The organism is Blastococcus sp. SYSU DS0539 (assembly GCF_054050855.1).
Genome location: NZ_JBJHAF010000008.1, coordinates 1 through 22,973, shown reverse-complemented (window position 1 = coordinate 22,973; position 22,973 = coordinate 1). Strand labels below are relative to the sequence as shown.

General features: G+C 73.9%; 21 protein-coding genes, 1 tRNA gene, 2 pseudogenes and 1 riboswitch. Of the genes and pseudogenes, 13 read left to right on the top strand and 11 right to left on the bottom strand.

The features are described from left to right. Nucleotides 1-20: 20 nt before the first annotated feature. Entirely contained in the window at nucleotides 21-1,433 is a 1,413-nt protein-coding gene (locus tag ACI790_RS11405) for an acyl-CoA carboxylase subunit beta (protein ID WP_456569890.1), read from the top strand. A 204-nt stretch (nucleotides 1,434-1,637) separates the two neighbouring features. Here ACI790_RS11405 and ACI790_RS11400 read toward each other — a convergent pair whose 3' ends face one another. Together ACI790_RS11400 and ACI790_RS11395 are read right to left on the bottom strand one after the other, a co-directional pair. Further along, on the bottom strand, nucleotides 1,638-2,138 hold the full coding sequence (locus tag ACI790_RS11400; protein WP_269190671.1) for a DUF3145 domain-containing protein: 501 nt from the start codon (nucleotides 2,136-2,138) through the stop codon (nucleotides 1,638-1,640). A gap of 427 nt (nucleotides 2,139-2,565) precedes the next feature. Then, a complete protein-coding gene (locus ACI790_RS11395; RefSeq protein WP_456569889.1) occupies nucleotides 2,566-3,702 on the bottom strand; it encodes a diguanylate cyclase domain-containing protein in 1,137 nt (378 codons plus the stop codon). Between the two features lie 142 nt (nucleotides 3,703-3,844). Between ACI790_RS11395 and ACI790_RS11390 the strand changes: the two genes are divergently transcribed. Further along, a complete protein-coding gene (locus tag ACI790_RS11390) occupies nucleotides 3,845-4,720 on the top strand; it encodes a maleylpyruvate isomerase N-terminal domain-containing protein (protein ID WP_456569888.1) in 876 nt (291 codons plus the stop codon). Here the strand turns inward: ACI790_RS11390 and ACI790_RS11385 are convergent. Beyond that, nucleotides 4,717-5,382: a TVP38/TMEM64 family protein gene (locus tag ACI790_RS11385; RefSeq protein WP_456569887.1), complete on the bottom strand. Its 666-nt coding sequence runs from the start codon at nucleotides 5,380-5,382 to the stop codon at nucleotides 4,717-4,719. The genes ACI790_RS11390 and ACI790_RS11385 overlap by 4 nt on opposite strands. Before the next feature lie 40 nt (nucleotides 5,383-5,422). Further along, nucleotides 5,423-6,640: a murein hydrolase activator EnvC family protein gene (locus ACI790_RS11380; protein WP_456569886.1), complete on the bottom strand. Its 1,218-nt coding sequence runs from the start codon at nucleotides 6,638-6,640 to the stop codon at nucleotides 5,423-5,425. Nucleotides 6,641-6,650: 10 nt separating this feature from the next. Then, nucleotides 6,651-6,806, bottom strand: a riboswitch (cyclic di-AMP (ydaO/yuaA leader). Between the two features lie 150 nt (nucleotides 6,807-6,956). On the opposite strand from ACI790_RS11380, the gene ACI790_RS11375 reads away from it, so the two are divergent. Next, nucleotides 6,957-7,030, top strand: a tRNA-Ile gene (locus tag ACI790_RS11375). 153 nt (nucleotides 7,031-7,183) lie between these two features. Here ACI790_RS11375 and ACI790_RS11370 read toward each other — a convergent pair. Further along, nucleotides 7,184-7,342: pseudogene (locus ACI790_RS11370) on the bottom strand (tyrosine-type recombinase/integrase); the annotation flags it as partial. A gap of 725 nt (nucleotides 7,343-8,067) precedes the next feature. Here ACI790_RS11370 and ACI790_RS11365 point away from each other — a divergent pair. The 8 genes and pseudogenes from ACI790_RS11365 to ACI790_RS11330 all read left to right on the top strand — a co-directional run bounded on the left by ACI790_RS11365 (nucleotide 8,068) and on the right by ACI790_RS11330 (nucleotide 15,992). Continuing rightward, nucleotides 8,068-8,334, top strand: coding sequence for a metal-sensitive transcriptional regulator (locus tag ACI790_RS11365; RefSeq protein WP_456569885.1), 267 nt, complete (start codon nucleotides 8,068-8,070; stop codon nucleotides 8,332-8,334). A 102-nt stretch (nucleotides 8,335-8,436) separates the two neighbouring features. Further along, nucleotides 8,437-8,694, top strand: a pseudogene (locus ACI790_RS11360) (rhodanese-like domain-containing protein); the annotation flags it as partial. 51 nt (nucleotides 8,695-8,745) lie between these two features. Then, entirely contained in the window at nucleotides 8,746-10,122 is a 1,377-nt protein-coding gene (locus tag ACI790_RS11355) for an MBL fold metallo-hydrolase (protein WP_456569884.1), read from the top strand. A 96-nt stretch (nucleotides 10,123-10,218) separates the two neighbouring features. Beyond that, complete coding sequence (locus tag ACI790_RS11350; protein WP_456569883.1) at nucleotides 10,219-10,794, top strand: rhodanese-like domain-containing protein; 576 nt, start codon at nucleotides 10,219-10,221, stop codon at nucleotides 10,792-10,794. Then, nucleotides 10,791-11,564, top strand: a complete 774-nt coding sequence (locus tag ACI790_RS11345; protein ID WP_456569882.1) for a TSUP family transporter — start codon at nucleotides 10,791-10,793, stop codon at nucleotides 11,562-11,564. Before ACI790_RS11350 ends, ACI790_RS11345 begins: the two co-directional genes overlap by 4 nt. Before the next feature lie 335 nt (nucleotides 11,565-11,899). Continuing rightward, nucleotides 11,900-12,430 carry a rhodanese-like domain-containing protein gene (locus ACI790_RS11340; RefSeq protein ID WP_456569881.1) on the top strand — a complete coding sequence of 177 codons (531 nt, stop codon included), beginning with the start codon at nucleotides 11,900-11,902 and terminating at the stop codon, nucleotides 12,428-12,430. 119 nt (nucleotides 12,431-12,549) lie between these two features. Beyond that, a complete protein-coding gene (locus ACI790_RS11335) occupies nucleotides 12,550-13,656 on the top strand; it encodes an MFS transporter (RefSeq protein WP_456569880.1) in 1,107 nt (368 codons plus the stop codon). Between the two features lie 1,031 nt (nucleotides 13,657-14,687). After that, nucleotides 14,688-15,992, top strand: coding sequence for a heparin lyase I family protein (locus ACI790_RS11330; RefSeq protein WP_456569879.1), 1,305 nt, complete (start codon nucleotides 14,688-14,690; stop codon nucleotides 15,990-15,992). Between the two features lie 76 nt (nucleotides 15,993-16,068). Here ACI790_RS11330 and ACI790_RS11325 read toward each other — a convergent pair whose 3' ends face one another. The 5 genes from ACI790_RS11325 to ACI790_RS11305 form a co-directional block, all read right to left on the bottom strand. After that, on the bottom strand, nucleotides 16,069-16,731 hold the full coding sequence (locus ACI790_RS11325; RefSeq protein WP_456569878.1) for an SGNH/GDSL hydrolase family protein: 663 nt from the start codon (nucleotides 16,729-16,731) through the stop codon (nucleotides 16,069-16,071). Between the two features lie 85 nt (nucleotides 16,732-16,816). Beyond that, nucleotides 16,817-16,972, bottom strand: a complete 156-nt coding sequence (locus ACI790_RS11320; protein ID WP_456569877.1) for a hypothetical protein — start codon at nucleotides 16,970-16,972, stop codon at nucleotides 16,817-16,819. A 140-nt stretch (nucleotides 16,973-17,112) separates the two neighbouring features. Then, entirely contained in the window at nucleotides 17,113-18,516 is a 1,404-nt protein-coding gene (locus ACI790_RS11315) for a hypothetical protein (protein WP_456569876.1), read from the bottom strand. Continuing rightward, on the bottom strand, nucleotides 18,513-19,340 hold the full coding sequence (locus ACI790_RS11310) for a hypothetical protein (protein ID WP_456569875.1): 828 nt from the start codon (nucleotides 19,338-19,340) through the stop codon (nucleotides 18,513-18,515). Before ACI790_RS11310 ends, ACI790_RS11315 begins: the two co-directional genes overlap by 4 nt. Then, nucleotides 19,337-19,753 (bottom strand): hypothetical protein, encoded by a 417-nt coding sequence (locus ACI790_RS11305; protein WP_456569874.1) that lies wholly within the window; start codon nucleotides 19,751-19,753, stop codon nucleotides 19,337-19,339. Before ACI790_RS11305 ends, ACI790_RS11310 begins: the two co-directional genes overlap by 4 nt. A 174-nt stretch (nucleotides 19,754-19,927) precedes the next feature. On the opposite strand from ACI790_RS11305, the gene ACI790_RS11300 reads away from it, so the two are divergent. Then, a complete protein-coding gene (locus ACI790_RS11300; RefSeq protein ID WP_456569873.1) occupies nucleotides 19,928-20,344 on the top strand; it encodes a PaaI family thioesterase in 417 nt (138 codons plus the stop codon). Between the two features lie 6 nt (nucleotides 20,345-20,350). On the opposite strand, the gene ACI790_RS11295 is transcribed toward ACI790_RS11300, so the two are convergent. Next, nucleotides 20,351-21,640, bottom strand: a complete 1,290-nt coding sequence (locus tag ACI790_RS11295) for a hydroxyacid-oxoacid transhydrogenase (protein ID WP_456569872.1) — start codon at nucleotides 21,638-21,640, stop codon at nucleotides 20,351-20,353. A gap of 152 nt (nucleotides 21,641-21,792) precedes the next feature. On the opposite strand from ACI790_RS11295, the gene ACI790_RS11290 reads away from it, so the two are divergent. Beyond that, complete coding sequence (locus tag ACI790_RS11290) at nucleotides 21,793-22,761, top strand: cyclase family protein (RefSeq protein ID WP_456569871.1); 969 nt, start codon at nucleotides 21,793-21,795, stop codon at nucleotides 22,759-22,761. Nucleotides 22,762-22,973 lie beyond the last annotated feature (212 nt).

Here is a 22,973-nt window from a genome sequence, read left to right as displayed (position 1 = left end):
CACCCCCTCCTGGAGACGCCGTGACGACCGCTCAGGCCACCCCGACGCTGCCCGCGCCGGACCCCCGCGACCCCGAGGACCGGCTGCGGCGGTTCTTCGACGACGGGTCGATGCAGCAGCTCGGCGCCCGGGACACCTCCGGGGTGCTGGCGGCCCGCGGCACGGTGTCCGGGAGCCCGGCCATCGCCTTCTGCACCGACGCCACCGTGATGGGTGGCGCCATGGGCGTCGACGGCTGCCGGCACATCGTCGACGCGATCGACGCCGCGCTGCGCGAGCGGGTGCCGGTGGTCGGCATCTGGCACTCCGGCGGTGCCCGGCTGGCCGAGGGCGTGACCGCGCTGCACGCCGTCGGCGAGGTCTTCGCGGCCATGGTGCGGGCGTCGGGACGCATCCCGCAGGTCTCGGTGGTGCTCGGCCCGGCCGCCGGTGGCGCGGCCTACGGCCCGGCCCTCACCGACCTGGTGATCATGGGGCCGGCCGGCCGGGTGTTCGTCACCGGCCCGGAGGTCGTCCGCTCGGTCACCGGCGAGAACGTGGACATGGAGAGCCTCGGCGGCCCGGACACCCACGGCCGGCGCAGCGGCGTCGTGCACGTCGTCACCGATTCCGAGCCGGCCGCGCTGGAGACCGCCCGGCTCGCCGTCGACCTCCTCGCCGCGCAGGGCACCTTCGGCCCGGCCGCGGCCGAGCCGGCCGCCGATCTCGGGGCGCTGCTGCCCGAGCAGACCAACCGGGCCTACGACGTGAAGCCGCTGGTGTCCTCGGTGCTCGACGAGCCGGGCCTGGAGCTGCACCCGCGGTTCGCGCCCAACGTCGTCACCACCCTGGGCCGGCTCGCCGGGCGCACGGTCGGGGTTATCGCCAACAACCCGCTGCGCCTGGGTGGCTGCCTGGACTCGGCGTCCGCCGAGAAGGCGGCCCGGTTCGTCCGGATGTGCGACGCCTTCGGCGTCCCGCTGGTGGTGCTGGTCGACGTCCCCGGCTACCTGCCCGGCGTGGGCCAGGAGTGGGACGGCGTCGTGCGCCGCGGGGCGAAGCTGCTGCATGCCTTCGCCGAGGCCGTCGTGCCCCGGGTGACGCTGGTGACCCGCAAGTCCTACGGCGGCGCCTACATCGCGATGAACTCGCGGTCGCTGGGCGCCACCGCCGTCTTCGCCTGGCCGGGCGCGGAGGTCGCCGTGATGGGCGCGAAGGCGGCCGTCGGCATCCTGCACCGGAAGAAGCTGGCCGCAGCCCCTCCCGGCGAGCGGGAGGCGCTGCACGCGCAGCTGGCCGAGGAGCACGAGCGGATCGCCGGCGGCGTGAACCGGGCGCTGCAGATCGGCGTCGTCGACGAGGTCGTGGAGCCCGCGCAGACGCGTAGGCGGCTGATCGAGGCGCTCGCCGGTGCACCACTCGGTCGCGGGGCCCACGGCAACATCCCGCTCTGACCCCGCGGGCCCGGCGGCGGGCAGGGCCCGGCGCCCCGGAGAAGCAGTAGGTCGCCCGGGCGCCGCTTCCCCGACGGCGCCCGGACGACCGGCTACCAGGCTACGACGACTCCCGGGCCGGCCCGGGAGTGTCGTGCTCGGATCGTGATGAAGGAGCCCTGCAGCAGGACCCCTCGCCGGACGACCCGGCCCGGCCGGCTCTGCTCAGACGACCTGGTGGAGCCAGGTCACCGGGCTGCCGTCGCCGGCGTGCCGGTAGACCTCGAGGTCGGCGTCCCAGGCCGCACCCAGCAGCTGGTCGACACCGTGCCGGAAGGCCTCGATGGACGTCGTGGTGGCGGCCAGGTGGCGCAGCTGCTGCTCGGTGACGATGAGGTCGCCGTTGGCGCTGGTCGGCGCGCGGAAGACCCCGTGCCCGGGCACGTAGGACATGCGCTCGCCGTCGTTGCCGTGGCTGGCCTCCTCGGTGACCTCGAAGCGCAGCATCGGCCACGCGCGCAGCGCAGCGACGAGCTTGGCGCCGGTGCCGGGCGAACCCGTCCACGCCACTTCGGCACGGTAGGAACCGTGCGCTGCGGGCTGCTCAGCCCACGACAGGGAGACCGGCGCGCCGACGACGCGTTCCAGCGCCCACTCGACGTGCTGGCAGAGCGCCTTCGGGCACGCGTGCACGAAGACGACACCCTGGGTTGACCGTCGCTGCACGGCGCACCTCCATCGACTCGATCGGTCTCGTCTTCCCCTACGGACCCATCGAATTCGGTGACGTGCTGTTATCGGCAGTGGCGGAGCAGGGCTCCCTGCCACAAGTCTGCACGATGGTGACCCGATCGCGCCAGCCCGGGTGCGACGGATGGGACCAAAGTGGTCATCAGTCCTGCGTCCACCGCCTTGTCGCTGGTCAGCGCGCCAATACCACGCCCGCCGGGCGGCGTCCAGCCGCTCCAGGCTATTCACAGGCCCACGCCCGGAGGGGGCGGCCTGAAGCGCATCACAGCCGAGCAACCATGCGGCCGAGCGGAGGCTCCGATCACACACGGTCACCGTCAAGCGCAGCACTCAGCGCAGCGACAGCTCGGGCCGGTAACTCTGGGTAGCGCATGGGCCACGAGGTGTGCGCTTCGCTACAGCGTCAGGCGCCCAGGACGCGAACCCGGTCGCCGCCGACGCCCTTGGCCCGGTACATCACGACGTCGGCCCGGTGCATCAGGTCCTCGACGCCGTCACCCGGTTCGATCTCGGCCACACCCACGCTCGCCGTCACCCCGTAGCGGGCGCCCGTGAGCGCGACGGCGTTCCGCAGCCGCTCGGCGAGCGACGCCGCGGAGCACCCGACGGTCACGTCGGCCAGCACGGCGAACTCGTCGCCGCCGAGCCTGGCGACGGTGTCGGTCTCGCGGACCGCTGCCCCGAGGGCCGTGCCGACGGCGGAGAGCAACGCGTCCCCGGCCGCATGGCCGTCGGCGTCGCGGACGGCTTTGAAACCGTCCAGGTCCACCAGGCAGATGACGGACCGGTGTCCCCAGGCGGCGGCGTCGACCGCGCGGGCCACGCGCTCGAGGAAGAGCCGCCGGTTCGGGATGCCGGTGAGGACGTCGGTGGAGGCGAGCATCTCCTGCCTGCGGATCAGCAGCACCTGCCGGTCGTAGGCGGCCCACGAGTTGGCCGAGGCCATCGCGCAGACGATCGTGAAGATGCCGAGGACCGCGGCGAAGAAGAGTCCGGGCGCGGTGAGGTCGGGCAGCTCGAGGAAGATCAGGTAGCCCGCCGTCATCAGGCTCCCCATCGCCACGACACCCGCCGGCGGGTAGGCCACCGCCATGAAGGTCAGCGTGAAGAGCAGCAGTGCGTCCAGCGGGCTGGCGACACCGCCGTCGAGCCGGGTTCCGGCGATGACCACCACGGCGGTGCCGAGCGTCCAGGCGTAGAAGAGGGTGGGCCCACGCCAGTCGCGCATCATGGCCCGCAGCGGCAGCAGCAGGATGCCGAGCGCTCCCAGGGCGACGAGCCCGAACAGGCCGAGGAGAACGCCTCGGCGGGAACCGGACCCGTCGGTCAGCAGGGTGTAGCCGATGACGGCGAGGGCGCACAGCTCGGTGACCAGCACGCCGATCCGGACGTGCCGCACCCAGTAGGCCACCCGGGAATCGTCCTCGGCCAGCGGCCGGTACAGGCCGTCGCGCAGGGCCGCCAGGACGCGCCGCGGGGACGGCGCTTCGATCGGCGGGAGGCTGCCCGTGCGGCGGTCACGTGCCGGTCTGTCGCTCACAGGTAGCCGATCGGCCCGTGACCAGGACTTCTTGACGGCCTCCTCCCCCTCCGGGTGACCCTGGCCACCCACCGGCCGCGGTTCCCATGCCTGCCCGGGCGGACCGCCGGGTAGGGGCACCGCCGTGGGTGGACACCAGGGGATGGCGGAGGCGGGACGGGCCGAGGTCGCGGGGATGGTGCTCGGCGCGTGGGACGCGTTCCTGGCGCAGGCGGAGACGGTCGACCTGGACCGCTCCTCACGCCTGCGGGGGTGGCGTGCGCACGAGATCTGCGTGCACCTGGGCTGCTGGGACGACCACACCGCGCTGCCCGACCTGATCGCCTCGGCACGGGCAGGCGCACCCGGAACGCCGCCGGATCCCGACGCGGTGAACGCCCGGGTCACGGCCGCCCACCGCGACGCCTCCCGCGAGGAGGTGCTGGCCGCGCTGCGCCGCAACCGCGAGGCGACCGCACGCTACCTGGCCGACGAGCCGGAGGAGCTCGACACCGCACCGACCGTCTCCGTCGTGGGGCGGGTGCCGCTGCTGAGCGTCGTCCTCGGGCAGGCCTACGAGCTCGCCGTCCACGGGCTGGACCTCGTCTCGTGCGGAGCCGAGCCGCCGCCGGCGGCCGTGCTGCAGTCCGGCCTGGCGGCACTGACCGACGTGACCGGAGCGCTGGCGGCCGCCACCGGCATCTCCGGGCGGGTCAGCCTGGTCACCCCCGACGGCGGATGGGGCTTCACCGCGGACGGAGGTGGCTGGCAGGTGCGGCGGGTGCCCGCCGGGGTCGTCGACGGGCCGGCCGTGGAGGCCGCGGCCGACCTCCTGCTCGACGCCGCCTCCGGCCGGGTCAACCCGGTGCCGGCCGTGGCCCGCCGCGCGCTGAAGGTGCACGACGTCGGAGGGCTGCTCCAGCTGGCGCCGATCGTGCAGCAGGTTCCGGGCATCCCCGGCGGGCCGATCCTGCAGCTGGCCGCGCGCACCGTGGGCGGCGCCGGCGGCATGCTGGGCCGGCTCTTCGGCCGGGGCTAGACCGCTTCCCCCGGCTGCGCCCGCCGCCGGTACCACCAGGCCGCCCCGGCGACGAGTGCTCCGAGCCCGAGGACGACGAGCGGAACGGCGGCCAGGGCGCCGAAGCGGGCGACGGCGACGCCGGTGGAGGCGCCGATGCCCACCTGGACGACCGTGCTGGGGACGATCCCGACGGCGGTGGCGGCGAGGAAGGACCCGAACCGGACGCCGCTCAGCCCGGCGCCGTAGCTGACCACGACGAACGGCATGACGGGGATCAGCCGGCCGACCAGCACGGAGACGAAACCGCGCTCGGTGACCAGCCGGTCGGCGCGCCGGAGCCGGGGCCCGGCGAGCCGCTCGGCGGCCGGGCGGCCCAGCCCGCGGCTGAGGCCGAACGCCGCCACGGCGGAGAGGAGCCCGCCGGTGAGCGCCACGGCCAGGCCCGGGCCGAAGCCGAGGACGACGCCCGCGACCACCGACAGGACCGACCGCGGAACCGGGGCGAGCAGCAGCACCACCAGGCCGCCGACCAGGAGCACCCAGATCCCCGCACCCCCGCCGTCCAGCCAGGCGCGCACCTGCGCCACGGACGGCAGGTCGACGCTCAGCGCCGCGAGCGCCCCGGCCAGCAGCAGCGCGCCGAGGAGCCCGGCGCGCAGCCAGATCCGGTCCGCCGCCACGCCGTCATCCTGCCGGACCGGGTGCCCGACCCCTGCGCGGTCAGCCGCAGCTGCCGCCGAGGGAGATGCCGCGCTGGGCCAGCCACGGCACCGGGTTGGTCCGGTCGGCGTACAGGCCGCCGCGGTGGACCTCGAAGTGCAGGTGCGGTCCGGTGGACTGGCCGCGGTTGCCGACCTCGGCGATCTGCTGACCGCCCTCCACGACCTGGCCCGGCGACACGAAGAACTGGTTGACGTGGCCGTAGACGGTGATCGCGCCGTCGTGGTGCTGGATGGCGACCGCGAGACCGAATCCGCTGGCCGGCCCGGCCTGCAGGACGACGCCCGGCTCCGGCGTGAAGACCGGGGTGCCGATCGGCGCGGCGATGTCCACGCCGAGGTGCATGGTCCCCCAGCGGGCGCCGTAGCAGGAGGTGACCCGTCCCTGGGTGAGCGCGGCGCCACCGCCGGTCGCAGCGACCGCCCCGACGGCCTGCTCGGCGGCCTGCAGCTGGTTCCAGGTCGCCGCCGGGTCGGCGGTGCCCTGCATGCTGAGCATCCGGATCTCCGCCTCGCGCAGCTGCTCGTCGAGCGTGGCCTTCTCCGCGCTGAGCGAGTCGAACTCTGCCTGCGCCTCCACGAGGAGGGCGTCGACGGCCACCTGGGCCTCCTGGGCGGTGCGGGCGGCGGCGTCGCGCTCGGCGACGGCGGCTCGCGCCTCCTGGTCCAGGCGCGCCTCGCGGGCCTCGACCACGCGCAGCTCCTCGAGCACCTCGGCCCGGTCCTGGCCGAGGATCTCGAGGGTGGCGGCCTGCTGGAGCAGCTCCCCCGGTCCGTCGGCGTGCAGCACCATCTCCACCTCGCTGAACGTCTCGTCCCCGCCCATGTAGGCCTCCCGGCCGAGGGTCGCGACGTCGTCCTGGGTGCGCCCCACGACCGCGCGGACGGCAGCCAGCTCGGCCGCGACGGCGTCGGCGTGCTGCTGGGCGGTCGCCAGTTGGGCCTCCGCCTGGAGCACGGCGCCGCTGGCCTCCTCGGCGCGCAGCGTCATCTGCTCCAGCCGGGCCTCGGCGTCCTTGACCCGCTGCTCGATGGAGGCGACCTCCTGGGCCACGCGGTCGTGCTCGCTCTTCGCGTCGCCGGGTGCGGCCGTCGCGGCCGTCGTCCCCAGCAGGGAGAGGGCCAGCAGAGCGGTGAGGGCGGTGGCCGCCCGGCCGATCCGGCGGAGGCCCCCGCGGGTGGGCACGGTGGAGTGGTGCGGGTGGTGCGAGGTCGCCAAGGCGACTGTCTCCGTTCCTCGGTCCGCCTACCAGGTCAGCTGACGGGTTCGGGCCGGAACGTGCCCTACCTGCCTGCCCGTGGAGGCGCAGGCGGGATTCACCCCAGAGAACATGGGTCCCCGGTCCGTCCGGCCAGGTGGCCGCACGGTTCGGCGGGGTCCGCCCGAGCCCCCGGGTTCGGGAGCGAGGTCGGGTGGACCGCGGGCGACGGTACAAGCGGATCGCCCAGATGTCACAACCCGGTAACGAGACGCCCCTCCTGACGCTGGCGCGTCCGAGCGGTGCGTCGCCGACATCTGGCAGGCTGTCAGCACCGGGGCGGTAGCTCAGCCGGTCAGAGCATGGGACTCATAATCCCTGGGTCGTGGGTTCGAGCCCCACCCGCCCCACCGGTCTTGACCAGGGGTCTCGCCCTTCGGGGCGGAGCCGCCGACGGGCACATCGGCCCTGGGTGGGCACGTGGTGAGCACACGGTGGGCACGCGGCACCAGCGCCGCGGCGGACTCGGCGGACTCGCGCTCCACGTCCTCGAACACGGACGTGTAGACCTGCTCGGTGATCGCCGTTGACGAGTGCCCGAGCATCTGGCTGGTGAACTTCAGATCCTTGGTGGCCCGGTAGGTCAGCGACGCAGCGAGGTGACGAAGGTCATGCAGTCCCACCAGCGGCAGACCGGCCCGGATCACCAGCCTGGTCGCCAGGTCGCTGGATGCCCTTGTCCGATGGGCAACAGCCGCTCAGCGCAGGTCGGCACGCGCCCGCGCGCGTGGGGACCTGTACCGAAACCCGCGAATTCCCCTGAGGACGTTGGACCTACCGCCTCCCTGATCAGTGAATATCCGAGTGCGGCCTACGACGCAGCACCTCTGTGGCGTAATACACCGGCTGCTGCCAGCGGAGGTCACACGACGGCGCGGAGCGCGTTCGCGGCCGATGGCGCCCAACAACGGACTCAACCCACGAGTGCGGGGAGCACGTCGCGTCGCGGGCCTGCGCGGCGGGCCGGCTCGAGCTCACGCCGCGACCGCGGGGAACAAGCGGCCACGATCCCTCGTCGGCTGACACCGCTCGCCGCGTACGCCGCCCGTGCGGTGGACCGCTCACCGTCCACCGGGGTCCGACCCTCTGTCCCGCACGGAACGGTCATGACAGTCACTCGCACCCAACCCAGGCCGGACCAGCGTCAGCACCGCGCTCCTCCTCTCGGCGGCGCTCGCGGTCGGCCTCATGTTGCCGATGCCAGCCTGCGTCAAACGCAGGGGCCGCGGCGGGCCCGCGATCAACACCTCTAGCCCTGGTGCGACGAACGGTGCCGCGGGATGCCGACGGCCCCGACGACCACTCATGCCCCGCCCACCGGGTGCACATCAACGGTCCCTATGCAGCCCGGTTGCGGATACCCCCGGGGGTATATATGGTTGAGCACGTGGACATCCCCCAGGGCGAACTTGCTGACGTCGTCAAGCGGCTGCGACGCATCGAGGGCCAGATCGGCGGCATCGTGAAGATGATCGAGGACGGCCGGGACTGCACGGCCGTGGTCACCCAGCTGGCTGCGGCGTCGAAGGCGCTGAGCAAGGCCGGTTTCGCCGTCATCTCGACCGGGATGCGCTACTGCTCGATCACTGAGGACGGGGAGACCCGCGAGGTCGACCTGCGCGAACTCGAGCGCCTGTTCCTCAGCCTGGCTTGACCCATCCGGGCGGACCCCGCCCTCGCCGCATCACCTCAGGAGAACCCATGAGCACCGTGCCCCAGCTGACCCCTGCCCAGCTAGCGCTCCGAGCGCGACTCCGTACGCCTCGTCGACGTCCGCGAGCCCGCTGAGGTCGCGACAGGCCGGATCGCCGGCGCCGTCAACATCCCGCTCGGCCAGCTCGCGGACCGACTCGACGAGTTGGCGGCCGACGCCCCGATCGTGACCGTCTGCCAGAGCGGGGGGCGCGGCCAGCGCGCCGCCGACGCCCTGGCCGCCGCCAGCTACACGGTCTCGAACCTCGACGGCGGCATGAACGCGTGGACCGCCGACGGCCGGCCCGTCGAGCTCAACTGATCCCGTCATTTACCTAGTGGTACCCCTACCGGGTAGGGCGAGGAGCTGGTCATGCAAATCGACGTCATCGAGACCACCAGCCTGGGCGACCGGAGCTACCTCGTCTCCGCCGACGGCGTGGCCGCCGTCATCGACCCACAGCGCGACATCGACCGGGTGGTCGACCTCGCGGCCGACCGGGGCGTCAAGGTCCGGCTGGTGCTGGAGACACACCTCCACAACGACTACGTCACCGGCGGCGTCGAGCTGGCCCACTGGGCCGGCGCCGACTACGCCGTGCCGGCCGGGGACAAGGTGGCGTACGAGCGGCTGCCGGCCGCCGACGGCGACGTCCTCGCCGCCGGGCCGATGCGGTTCCGCGTGTTGCACACCCCCGGGCACACCCACCACCACGTCAGCTACGTCCTCTCCGACGACGCGGGCGCGGTGCAGGCGGTGTTCACCGGCGGCTCCATGCTCTTCGGCGCGACCGGCCGCACCGACCTGGTCGGGCCCGAGCACACTGACGAGCTCACCCACGCCCAGTACCACTCCGTGCGGCGGCTGGCTCAGGAGCTGCCGGCTGGCACCCCGGTGTTCCCCACCCACGGCTTCGGCAGCTTCTGCTCGGCCACCCCCACCAGCGGCACCTCCTCCACCGTCGGCCAGCAGGTCGAGGTCAACCCGGCGCTGACCCAGGACGAGCAGACCTTCGTCGACCAGCTCATCGCCGGCCTCACCGCGATCCCGGCCTGGTACGCGCACATGGGCCCGACCAACGCTGCCGGCCCGCCCCCGGTCGACCTGTCCCCGCCGCGGGAGGTGGACCCTACCGAGCTCACCGACCGGCTGGCCGCCGGGGAATGGGTCGTCGACCTGCGCACCCGTACCGCGTTCGCCGCCGGTCACCTGCCCGGCGCGCTGAACTTCGAGCTGTCCACCAACTTCCTCACCTACGTGGGATGGCTGGTGCCGTGGGGTGCGCCGTTGACCCTGATCGGCGAGACGTCCGAGCAGGTCGCCGAGGCCCGCCGCGTGCTGGTCCGCATCGGCATCGACCGGCTCGCCGGCGCTGCTATCGGCACCCCGGAGGAGCTCGCCGCCGACCGGGCCCTGGAGTCCTACCCGGTCAGCGACTTCGCCGGTCTGGCCGCCGCGATGGCCACCGACACCAACCTGGTCGTCCTCGACGCCCGCCGCGACGACGAGCGCAGGAGCGGGGGTGTGCGCGGCTCGCAGCACATCCCCATCCACCAGCTCTCCGAGCGCATCGACGAGGTCCCGGACGACGAGGTCTGGGTGTACTGCGGCTCGGGCTACCGCGCCTCGATCGCCGCCTCGCTGCTCGCCCGCGCCGGCCGCCGCCCGGTCCTGGTCGACGGCGGCTACGCCGATCCCGGCACCGGCGCAGCCGCCGCCGGCCTGCACGTACAGCCCGCCGCTACCTGACCCCCCAGACCCCGGCGGGCACCGGGCGCCCCCCAACCCCGGTGCCCGCCGGCCCACCTCCCCCGACCTGCCCAGCATCCGAGGACGACGGATCCCGTGGATTCCCGCACCACCCCCACCATCACCCCGGCCGACCTCTCCGGCCGACTGAGTGGTCCTCAGCCGCCGACCGTCATCGACGTGCGCACACCGGCCGAGCACGAGACCGCGCACATCCCCGGCTCGATCAACATCCCCCTACCGCTCCTGCAGGCCCACGCCGACCAGTTCGCCGGCGAACTCCACGGCTCCGTCGTGCTTGTCTGCCAAGCCGGCACCCGAGCACGCAGCGCCTACGACGCGCTGAGCGCGGCTGGCGCAGACCAGCTGGCGGTCCTAGACGGCGGCGTCACCAGGCACGCCAACTCCGGGCAGCCGGTCCGCCGAGGCCGCAGCCGCTGGGCTCTGGAGCGCCAGGTCCGCCTGGTAACCGGAAGCATCGTCGCCGGCAGTATCGTGGCCAGCCTGCGCTTCCCGCGGGCCCGCTTTCTCGCCGGCGACATCGGCGCCGGGCTGGTCACCGCTGCGGTCACCGAAACCTGCGCGATGGGCGCGGCCCTGACCAGGCTCCCCTACAACCGTGGCGGACGCCCTATGTCCCTCGACGACGCGCGACGATCGCTGCAGTCGTGATCGTCGCCGCCGCCGCCGGGCTGGCCATCGGCGCACTCGTCGGTCTGCTCGGCGGCGGCGGTTCCATCCTGGCCGTCCCGGCGTTGGTCTACGCCGCCGGCCAGGACCTGCCCCAGGCTGTGGCCACCTCATTGCTGGTCGTCGGCATCACCGCCGTCGTCGCGCTGCTTCCGAGGCTGCGCGCCAGCCAGATCGCCTGGCGGATCGCACTGATGTTCGGCGCCGCGGGCGCAGCCACCGCCTCCGCCGGGGCCGCGGTCAACCGGCGGCTCCCAGAGGAGGTCACGCTCGCACTGTTCGCCGCCCTCATGGCGACCGCGGGCATGCGGATGCTTCAGGAGAAGCCCACGACCGGCGCGGCCTGCGCGGTCGACGGCGGCCGGGTCAACTGGCGCCGCTGCCTGCCCCGCACCCTCGCCGGCGGGCTGGTCGTCGGGTTCCTCACCGGCCTGCTCGGCGTCGGCGGCGGATTCCTGATCATCCCCGTGCTGGTGATGGTGCTCGGCCTGCCCATGAGCACCGCCATCGGGACCTCATTGGTCATCATCGCGGCCAACGCTGCAGCCGGGTTTGCCGCACACGCCGGCGAGGTGACACTCGACGTGCCGGTCACCGTCGCATTCACGGCCGCGGCCGTCATCGCCGCGCTGGCCGCCGGCGGGCTCGGCAGTCGCCTGGACACCGCCCGGCTGCGCCGCTGGTTCGCCTATCTCGTGCTCCTCGTCGCCGCCGCCATCCTCGTGCAGATCGCCGCCGGCCTGCTCCGATGACCGCCTCCACCACTGCCCCGAGCGGCGCCCCTCGGCAGGGACCGGACAGGCCGGCGGTCCGCATTTCGCCTTCCTCTACGCATCTCACCTTCCGACCGCCCGCTGCTGTCCGAGCGGGTCGACGGGCCCCGGACGATGCCTCCCATGGCGACATCAGCTACGACCACGCAGGCTGGGTGGCCGTCAACGGAGACCAGGCACCCGGCCGATCGTCCGCCCGCGTCCGACGTGCCCTCGCGCTGATCAGGGGTCTCCCGATGCAGGCCCGTTCGCAGCACCGTTGACGCAGCAAGGCTGCTGCCAGGAGGGCGGGCTGCCACGTCCACGTGACTCCTGTGGCTGGTGCGGCCGGAGTAGCCGCGCCGGGACCGGCGGAGGAGGATTCGTCCTCGGGGACGGAGGGGGGACGAATGCAACGTCGCGAACGGGTCCGGGAGGAAAAGCCGCGGAGCGTGCCCTGGACGGTGCCGGACGAACCGGATGTCGTCGCGGTGGACACCACGTGGGGCGAGATGCAGCGTCTCGAGGCGGCTCCGGGCGTCCGCACGGTCGGGGAACTCGAACTCACGGAGATGGTCGAGCAGGGGGCTCTCGTCATCGACTGCCGAACGGCCGGCTCGTTCGGTGGGCGCACCATCCCGGGATCGGTGCACATCCCGCACGACGAGATGGTCGGCCGCATGGAGGAGCTCGACCGGAACCGGGTGTCGATCCTGTTCTGCAACGGTCCGCAGTGTCCCCAGTCGCCTCGGGCGATCCGGCAACTGCTCGACGCGGGATATCCGGCTCAGGCGCTGGCGTACTACCGGGGCGGCATGCACGACTGGGTGACGCTGGCGATGCCGACCGAGCGGCGCGACGACTGACCGGCTGGCACCGTGCCCGGCACTGGGGGAATCCCCACCACAGCGAGGATGGACGATCGGGCGTGCGAGTCGCATCATCTCCCGGTCATCTGGCGGCGGCGGGCCTCACGGCCATCGCGGTGTCCTTCGCCTTCGCCCGGTACGGGTACGGGCTGTTCCTGCCACAGTTCCGCGAGTCCTTCGGCCTGTCCACCGAGACCGCGGGGTTGCTCGCCGCCGGCGGGTACGCCGGCTACCTGCTGGCGTTGCTCGTCACCGGAGCGACGGTCGCCCGGACAGGGCCACGCCTGCCCGTCCTGATCGGCACGTCGGCGGCGACCGTCGGCACGGCCATGGTCGCCGCGGCGCCGAACACGGTGGTGTTCGCGATCGGGGTCTTCATCGCCGCGACGAGCCCCGGTTGGTGCTGGGCGCCCTTCTCCGACGCCGTCGCCAGGCGGGTGCCCCGGGACCGGCGAGACCGCACCCTGTCGGTGATCACGTCCGGTACGACGTTCGGCGTGCTCGTCTCCGCCCCGGCCGCCTGGCTGGCCAGCGAGGGATCCGTCTGGCGCCTGGCGTGGGCCGGCTTCGCCGTCCTCGCCCTGGGCTCGGTGGTCTGGAACGCACTACTACTGCCCAGCGGGCCCGATCCGCAGCGCGCGGACATCCTCGCGGGCACATCGCCGTGGCATTGGCTGCGGCGCATCGGCAGTGCGCCCCTCCTTCTCGGCAGCGCCGGGTTCGGTCTCACCAGCACCGTGTACTGGACCTATGCGGTCGACCGCATCGCGGGCGCACCGGGCCTATCCGACATCGCGGCACCGGTGTTCTGGGTGCTCGTAGGCGGCAGCGGGATCGCGGGCACAGCCACCGGCTACCTGGTAGCTACAGGCGGGCTGCGGCGGACGCTGGTCGCCACCTCGATCGCCCTGGGCCTGTCCTCCGCGCTCCTCGTCCTAACGCCGTCCTGGCCGCTGCTGACGACCTCCGCAGTGCTCTTCGGCTCGAGCTTCATGGTTCTCTCCGCACTGCTGGTCATCTGGTCCGGCGAGGTGTTCCCGGAACGACCGGCCACCGGCTTCAGCGTCGCGCTGGGCGCCCTGGCCCTCGGCGCGATCGCCGGACTCCCTCTGCTCGGCGGCTACGCCGAGGCCCGCGGACTGCCCTTCATGTTCGCCGTCAACGCGGCGCTGGTCATCCCGATGCTGCTGCTACAGCCCCGATTCGCCCAGCCAGCGGCCTGACGCCATCCCCCCGGACCAGGCTGCGCCGTGAGTCCGCGCAACGATGCATGAGCACGCGCTGCCGGTGATTCAACCGTGACGTGCGTGGACTCGGGAGCTCGATTCCTCGACGCTTACGCTTACGCCGCCACGTGGCGGCACTCGAGTCCCCCTGGGACACGGTGGCCGGCCACTGACGGTGCTTGGTCGGTAGAGCGCCACTCCCTGCGAGTACTGCGGGGCCGCGCGGACGCTGCCATGGCCGTAGGGCTGCTCGAGTGGGCACAAGGTGGGCACGGTCGCGCGTAGCCGTCATGCACCGGACCGAACGCGGCCGCACTACGTCGAGCCGTTGACCTGCGGAGGCGAGCAGGAGTGGTCACGGCCGTTCACCGCCGACACCGGGCCGACCGGTCTCATAATCCCTGGGTCGTGGGTTCGAGCCCCACCCGCCCCACCGGTGCTGACCTGCGGTTTCGTCCGCAGAAGAGAGTGCCGCGCGGCGCCTCCGCCGGCACCGGAGCTGCGCCCGACCGCACCGCTCCACGTCGCCCGTCACCCTGCTCGCTGATCGTCGGGGATGCGTGGCGAGGCACACGGCCGCAGAGTTCGACGTTCTCTGTCACCCGGTCGGTGGACGACGCACACAGGTGACGAAGGTCATGCCGTCGCACGGGCGGTAGGCGGCCGGCTCACGAGGCCCGACGTCGCTGCTGGTGCGGGCGCCGGTGTCGAGGCAGACGTGCAGCCGGGCCGCGGGTGCGTCGGCACGGCTAGGACAGGTCGATCGGCGCGCCTCTGTGTCACCGTCGCGATAACGTGGCGCAATCGAACCGTGACAGTAAGTGCAGAGATCGCCGGTCGGACCGGCGGTCTCGCCGGCGCCGGACCGGAGGCCAGGTGGCCGCGGCCGGGGCAGGCCCCTGACCAGCCGGTGGCGCCGAACAGCCCCGGGTGCCCGGCCCACCGGCTCAGCGCCGCTCCCGGCGGCGCCGCCGTGCCGCAGGCCGTCTCCTCCCTGCCGTGCCCGACCTGACGTGAGGACCGACGCCATGAACAAGCGCAACCTGGCCACCCTGGCGGCCCTGACCCTGATCGGCGGTGCGGGGCTCACCGGTGCCGTGGTCGCGGTCCCTCGGCCCGTCGCGTCGCAGACCCAGGCCGCCTCCGTCCTGGTCGCCCCGGCGGATGTCACCGGCGAGGCCGTCGATCAGCGGGCGGTCCTGAACTGGTCCGCGGTGCCCGGCGCCCGCGACTACCTCGTCATCGACGTCACCTCCGGCGCCGCCGGCCGCATCGTGGGCTCCACCAGCGCCACCGGCTGGAGGTCGCCGCGCCTGCCGCTGTCCATCCCGAGCTACGCGTTCGTGGTGGTGGCGCGGGACCACACCAAGGTGCAGGGCGAGCGGAGCGAGCCGGTGCAGATCTACCCCGCCGGCCGGCCGGCCGAGCCGACCACCCCGGAAGTGGAGGCCCCGACGACCCCTCCGTCCGAGCCCACGGTGCCCAGCGAGCCGCCGACGCCTCCCGCGGAGCCCACGACCCCTCCGACGACGCCGACGACCCCTCCGACGACGCCGACGACTCCTCCCACGACCGACCCCCGGCCCGAGCCCGAACAGCCCTCCGTCCAGCCCACGAGGGTCTGGGGCTACGACGCCACGACGCTGGCCCCCGACCCCTGGCCCGAGATCCACGCCCTCCGGCCGGACCAGTACGGCACCACGACGGCCAACCCCTACCCCGGCTCCGAGCGCACCGCCTTCTTCACCGTGAAGCCCGGCGACACCGGCTGGAACGGCACGCACGGCACCCTCCGCTCCGAGGTCCGCGACTCCATCGCGGACTCCGGCGACGTCCAGCCCGGCGACGAGCAGTGGTGGGCGTGGTCCACGTTCTTCCCGGCCGACTTCGACTGGGACGAGCGCGGCCAGTTCCTGATCTACACCCAGTGGCACCAGACGGTGAACTCCGGCAACCCGAACGTGCACTTCTGGTCCGACGTGGACGAGCACCTCATGGTCGACGTCCGCGGTGGCACCGGCGGGAGGGTCGCCGGTGACGCGCAGTACGTCCGGACGTTCGACCTCGGCACCATCGCCAAGGGCTCGTGGAACGACCACACGGTCCGCTTCGTCTGGTCCCCGGACCCGGAGAAGGGCCTCATCGAGGTCTGGCACCAGGGTGAGCAGGTCCTCTCCGAGCGCGTCGCCAACCTGTACGAGGGCCAGTCGGTCTACATCAAGCAGGGCATCTACTCGGCGGCCGGGACGCACCGGACGCACTACCTCCAGCACGCGCCGATCGGCTTCGGCCCGACGCGCGAGTCCGTCTCGTCACTGAACGCGTTGGACTGAACCGCTCCGCCGGCCCTGGTCCGGGGAACCCGCACGGCTGACGCGGCTCGGCACCGGCGGACGGACGGGCCGGCGGCTAGGCCGCGGCCTCCGCCACCAGCCGGGCCAGCTCGCGAGCCCCTGCAGGCAGGGGGTGGACGCCGTCGCGGGTCAGGCGGCGGTCGCCGAGCACCCCGGCGAAGTCCACCAGCTCGACGCCCGTCTCGGCGGCCAGCCGGCGGACCGCGTCGTTGAGCTCCGTGGCGTCCGTGCCGTGCCACGGCTGCACCGTTGCCAGCAGCACCGTGTCGGCAGCGTCCTGTCCGAGCCGGACCGCCTGCCGCAGGTTCGCCACCGTCTCCTCCGTCGGCACCCCGAGGCGGAGGTCGTTCGTGCCCGCCTGGACGACCAGGACGTCGACCTCCGGCGCGTCCGCCGCCAGGCGCGCCAGGATCTCCGCCGACGTCTCCCCCGGAACGGCCGCGTTGCCGCCGTCGGTGAACCGGTCGCCGCAGACGAGGGCGGAGTACCAGGAACGCGTGCCGTGGAGCCCGAACCGGGGCTCGCTGTCGCCGTGGCTGATCGAGTCCCCGTAGACGGCCAGGGAGCGGTTCCCCCCGTCCCCCACCCACGTGTGGCACTCCGCGTGCACGACGCCCCGGACGAACGCCCGTGTCGGGCTGCCCGGGATCAGGACCGTCAGGGCGGTGACGAGCACGACGACGCTCCCGACGACCGCGACCGTGCGACCTCGCGACATGGCGCCGAACGCTACGGGGTCGCGCCGGTCGGCTGTCGGGCGGAAGCGGCTCGGGCGGTGGCCGGGCCCCGGCCGTCGCGGGGCGCTACGCCGCGTCCTCGTCCCGCGGATCGAGCCACTCGTCCGCGCGGTCGCGGCGCAGGTCGCGCCGGTCCGCGGTGCGGATCGCCATGCCGACCACGATGCTGCCGGCCACCGAGGCGATCGCCCAGCCGACCAGCAGCCAGCCCCACCACGACACGTCGCCCTCCCCCGAGCCCCCGAGCGTCAGCAGTGACGCCTCGACGTCCTCAGGCTACGGAGAGTCATCGGTGCCCGCAGAACCAAGACGGCCGTGAATCCGCCGACGTGCCGCACGTCACCCGGAGGGAGGTGCCCGGGTCATCTCCTGCCGATCTCGTAGACGTGCGCGACCACTGTCGCCTCCTCCTCGCCGGGCCCGACCAGGAAGGGCGCGGCGCCGGCCCGGAAGGCGACCAGCGACGGGTCGTCGCTCGCGTCGACGGCGCGGGCGGCCGACCGGTACGCCGTCCCGAGGCCGTGGTTGGCGCCGATGCCGCCGTGCCGGCCCGCGAACGTCACCGTGGTGACGTTCGGGCTGTCGTCGTTGGCCCGGCTGTCCAGCTGCGGGACGACGTCGTACACGTTCTCCAGCGCCAGCACCTGCACCGACGGCGGCACCGCGGCGCGCGCGATGGGCGAACCGGCGGTGACCACGCTGCGCACGTCGAAGTCGAAGTCGGGGGTGCCGGCGTCGGCGGCCGCCTGGGCGGCGACCATGCCGCCCTGGCTGTAGCCGACCAGCATCACCGGGTCCGCGGGGCTGGCCCCCGCCCGCCGGAGCGCGTCGGCGACCGCCTGCTGGCGGGTGGTGGCCTCGCCACCGAGCACCCGGAGGTTGGTGCCGAGGTCGTGCGTCTGCGGGTTCAGCGGCCCGAACGGCGCGTTCCACTCCGCGGTGCCCGGGATGTCGACGACGTAGGCGGCGCTGCCGTCCGCGTGGGTGATCACCCGGACGGCGATCGTGTCCTGCCCGGAGCCGGAGTGCAGCGCACGGACCTCCAGCGCCGCCAGCAGGTCGTCGATCCCCCGCGGCGCAACGGTCCCGGGACCGGAGACGTCGTCGGGCAGCCGCCTGACCACCGGGCTCCCGTCCGGCCACAGCCGGCCCAGCCGGCGGGCCGCGACCGCGACGTCACCCCCGCCCAGCCACCCTCCGGTCAGCCCGGAGCTCAGCACACCGAGGTGGCTGCCGATCCCGGGCAGGGCCCCCATGACGTGGTCGACCAGGCCCGGGTGCTCGGTCAGCCAGCGCCCGGGGTCGTCGAGCAGGACGGCGACGTCGACGGCGGCACCGGCGGGACCGGTCATCACCCGGCCCGCTCCGCCGAGCAGCAGCGCCCCGGCGGTGACCGGCCAGAAGAACCCCGCGGCCCACTCCAGGTCGTCGGCCAGCTCGGCCAGTGCGCGGTCGGCGGCCTCGTAGGCGCCGGCGGCTCCCTGCAGGGCCACGGCCCGGGCGGCGAACCGCGCGGCGAGCACCGTCAGCCCGTCCGGGCCGTCCAGCGCCTCGAGCAGGGCGGCCTCGAACCGCGCCACGCCCGCCGGATCGAGCAGGGCGGAGGCCAGCAGATCCGGATCGGCGAGCACCGGGTGGCAGCGGGCACTGGTCAGGGCGAGCGCCTCGGCCAGGCCGGTGCTGCCGCGGGCGAGGGCGGCCAGGTCGGCCAGGTCGGCCTCGACGCCCCCGGCGCCGCCGCTGACCGAGATCGCCGGCGTGGTCACGACCCGGCCGCCAGCAGCGCCGCCACCGTCGGCGCGACCCAGGCGCCGAGATCGGCCGGCCGCACCGGCACCACGTCGACGACCCGGTGCGCCTCCCCTGGACGGGGCCGCAGGCCGGCCCAGCCACCGTCGGTGGCCAGCCAGCACACCTGCCCGGCCCCGACCGAGGTCCCGGCGCGGCCCAGCACCAGGCACCCGAGCGACCCGGCCGTGCGCCGCAGGAGCTCATCGGCCAGCGCCCGCTCCCCCGCGGTCGCCGCCGGCCCCCCACCTCCCGCCGGTGAGGCGTCCAGCAGGTCCAGCGGCAGCGCCCCGGCCGGCGGGGCGCCGTTCCCCGGGGGCGCCCCGGTGACGGCGGCGGCGTCCGGAACCGCCCGGAACAGCTCGCGGCCCAGGCCGGCACCGGGCGCCAACGACAGGTCGACCCCGCCGTGCGGCAGGCTCAGCACGACCACCACTCCCCCGGACCCGAGGGCGAACCAGCCTTGCCGCGCACCGCCCCGGCCGGCGACCTCCAGCCGCACCGCCAGCAGCGGGGAGCGCAGCACCGCCAGGTCGGCCGCGACCGCGGGAGCCGGCTCGACCGGGCCGCCGGCCGGTGCGCGCAGCACCCCGCGCCCGGCCAGGGCGGCGACGGCGGCGTCCCGCTCCCCGCGACCGACCGGGGCGGGCCGGAACGCCGGCGGCGACGCGCTCAGCCGGCCGCCGACGAGCACGGCCCACTCCGCGGCGGTCAGCAGCAGGCGCCGGGCGGACGCGTCCGGGGCCGACGTCGCCGTCCCGGGGCGCACGGTGCTGCGGACCTCCCCGCCGGGGCCGGTCACCACAGGCCCAGCCGGCTCAGCCGGGACGACGCCTGGCGCCACGCGTCCGCACCGGTCTCCGGCAGCCGGCCGAGGACGCTGCCCACGTCCCCGAGTAGCTCCCCGCCGCGGTCGGCCTGCTCGGCCAGCCAGGCGCGGACCTCGCGTTCGGCGCGGGCGATCGCCGCCAGCCGGTCGCGGATCTCGTCGGCGTGCCGGCGCAGCAGCTCGGCAGCGCTCTCCATCCCGTCGGCCGCGGCGTCGACCGCGGCGCAGTCGGCCGCCAGCTGCCGGCGGTAGGCCGTGGCCGCGTCCGACACCCAGCGGGCCCGCTCCCCCTCGCGCCGGTGCTCGTCGGCGGCGACGCGGACCTGCCGGGCGCGCCCGCACAGCTCGTCGGCCAGCGCGTCCAGCGCAGCGGGATCCCCGTACACGCCCACCACCGCCCCTCCGCGTCCCCCGGACCGGCGGCAGCGTATGGCGGCGCGGGCACCCGCCGGGAGCTGCGCAGAGGGGCTTGTGGACGATCGGAGGTCTCCACAACCTCGCCGTGGGCCTCCGGGTCCCGGCGGCTAGCCTGCCCCGCCCCACCCCGAGGAGTTCCGCCCGTGCTGTCCGAGAGCGTTCGCGATCCCCGCATCCAGGCGGTGCTCGACATCCCCCTGCACCGGTTCCTCGGGGTGGAGCTGCGCGACGAGTCCGATCCCTCCGCCGGCATCCGGTTCCCCGTCGGCCCGGCCGCGCAGAACCAGGCCGGGCTGCTGCACGGCGGCATCGTCTACGCGCTGCTCGACGTCGCCTCGTTCGTGGCCCTGCTGCCCGGCCTCGGCGAGGGCGAGCACGCGGTCACCCACGACGTCGCCGCCTCGCTGCTCCGGCCGGTCGCCGCCGGAGCCACCGTCGAGGTCGTCGGCACCGTGCTGCGCCGGGGCCGGGCCGTGGCGTTCATGCGGGCCGAGGCGACCGTCGACGGCCGGCTGGTCGCGACCGGTCAGGTCACGAAGACGGTCATCCCGCCCCGCTGATCCCGCTCACCAGAGGGCCATCGACCGCTGGAAGATCCCGGCGAGGTCGTCCTCGGTGACCGCGCGCGGGCAGGTGGCCAGCAGCCGCTGCTGCTTCATCGCGCCGTCGACGAGGTCGGGGATGTCCCCCTCGCCGAAGCCGACGGCGCCCACCCCGTTGGGGATGTCGATGTCGCGCATCAGGTCGGCGAGCACGGTCGGCAGGAACTCCGAGAGGTCCGACGGGCGGTCGGCGCCCGGGGCGAGCAGCTCGGCCGCGCGGAGGTGCCGCTCCGGGGACGCCTCGAAGGTGAACCGGAAGGCCTCCGGCGCGGTCAGCGCGACGGACATCCCGTGCGGGACCATCGCCTCGCCGCCCGGGTAGTCCTTCGGGTGGAAGTCCTTCACCTGCCCGGCGATCGGATAGGCGTTCGCGTGCGGGATGTGCACGCCGGCGTTGCCGAACCCCATGCCGGCGAAGGTGGCCGCGATCGCCATGTCCGACCGCGCCCCGGCGTCGTCGCCGTTGCGGACGGCGGTGCGGAAGGACCCGGCCAGCAGGGTGAGCGCCTTCTCCGACCACATGTCCGAGATCGGGTTGGAGCCGCAGTAGGGCACCCGCTCCTCGGGCGACTTGTGCTCGTAGGTGGTGTACCAGCGGGCGGTGTAGCTCTCCAGCGCGTGGCACAGGATGTCCATGCCGGAGGCCGCCGTGACGCCGGCGGGCTGGCTGAGCGTGAGGTCGGGGTCGATGACGGCGAGCGTGGGCCGCAGCCGCGCGTGGCTGATGCCGGTCTTCACCCGGGCCGAGATCACGTCCATGACGCAGATCGTCGTGCTCTCCGACCCGGTGCCCGTCGTCGTCGGCACCGCGACCAGCGGCTTCAGCGGCTCCGACGGCGCCTGCCCCTTGCCGACCGGCACGTTCACGTAGTCCATCAGCTCACCGGGGTTGGTGGTGAGCAGGTTGATCGCCTTGGCGGTGTCGATGCTCGACCCGCCACCCACGGCGACGAACGCGTCCCAGGGGCCGGAGGCGCGCGCCTCGTCGATGGCCGCGACCAGGCTGACGTCGGTGGGCTCGACGTGCACGCCGTCGTAGACGCGCGCCTCGATGCCGAACTGCGCCATCTGCTCGGCGACCCGCTGGGGATGGCCGGTGGCCGCGACACCGGCGTCGGTGACCACCAGCACCCGGCGCACGCCGTAGCGGCTGAGGTCGTAGCCGATCTCGTCGGAGGCGCCGTTGCCGAACTTCAGCTGCGGTGCACCGTAGGTGAACACCGACTCCGGGTTGCCGGGAACGGTGCTGGTCATGGGATCTCCCTGGGCTGCTCGGGCGGTGGCGTGCGGTGGTCGGTTGCACCGAATGTTGCACGGCGGTTGTGGTCGGCACCACACCGGCGAATAGTCCAGGTCACTGCCCCGCCCGTCGCCGAACGGGCCGCCGCCCAGCCCTGGAGGCCTCTGTGACCGACACCCCCACGACCGCGCCCTACCTCGGTGAGCTGCTCAAGGACGCTCCGACCAACTGGGGCAAGTGGGGGCCCGACGACGAGGTCGGCGCCCTGAACTACCTCGGCCCGGAGCAGGTGCTCGCCGCGGTGAAGCTGGTCAGCTCGGGCAAGGTCTTCACGCTGCAGCGCCTCATCGGCGACCCGAAGGGTGACCCGGTGTGGCCCGGCCGCACCCCCGCCGTCCGCACCCAGGTGCTGGACGAGAGCGACTGGGACGAGGGCGGCAAGGGGGCGGAGTACCCCGGCGGCCTGCACTACGCCGACGACAAGATCGACGCCTACCTGCAGGGCTCGACGCAGTACGACGCCCTCGGCCACCTCTGGTACGACGGCAAGATCTACAACGGCTACGACGCCCGCACCACCGTCGGCGGGCTGGAGAAGGCCAGCGTCGAGCCGATCGCGCAGCGCGGCGTCGTCGGCCGTGCGGTGCTGCTGGACATGGCCCGCTTCCGCGGCAAGGCCACCCTCGACAAGGGCGAGACCTTCACCCACGAGGACCTCGTCGCCTGCGCGGAGGCCCAGGGGACGCCGATCCAGAAGCGGGACATCCTGGTCATCCGCACGAACTTCCTGCAGCTGTTCCACGAGCAGGGCGAGGCCTTCTACGAGGGCTTCAACGAGCCGGGGCTGGTCTACTCCCCCGAGCTCGTGCAGTGGTTCCAGGACATGGAGATCCCCAACCTGGTCACCGACACGATCGCCAACGAGGTCACCTTCGACCCGAACAACGGCGTGGCCCTGGTGCTGCACAACGCGCTGATGCGCAACCTCGGGGTCACCCTGACCGAGATCGCCGACCTCGAGCCGCTGGCCGCCGACTGCGCCGAGGACGGCCGGTACGCCTTCCTCTACGTCGCCGCGCCGCTCAAGGTGGCGAAGGCGGCGGGCACGCCGGTCAACCCCGTCGTCATCAAGTAGCGGTCGGCATGAGCGCCTACGACGAGCGTCCCTGGCTGGCCCTCTACGGCGACCAGCCGGCCGACTACCCCATCGAGTTCGAGAGCGCCCTGGACATGTTCCGGGCCGGGGGGGGGGGGGGGGGGGGGGGGGGGGGGGGGGGGGGGGGGGGGGGGGGGGGGGGGCCCCACGGGCTCCGCCTGCTGTACGACCCGCTCGCCGGCCGGCGGCTG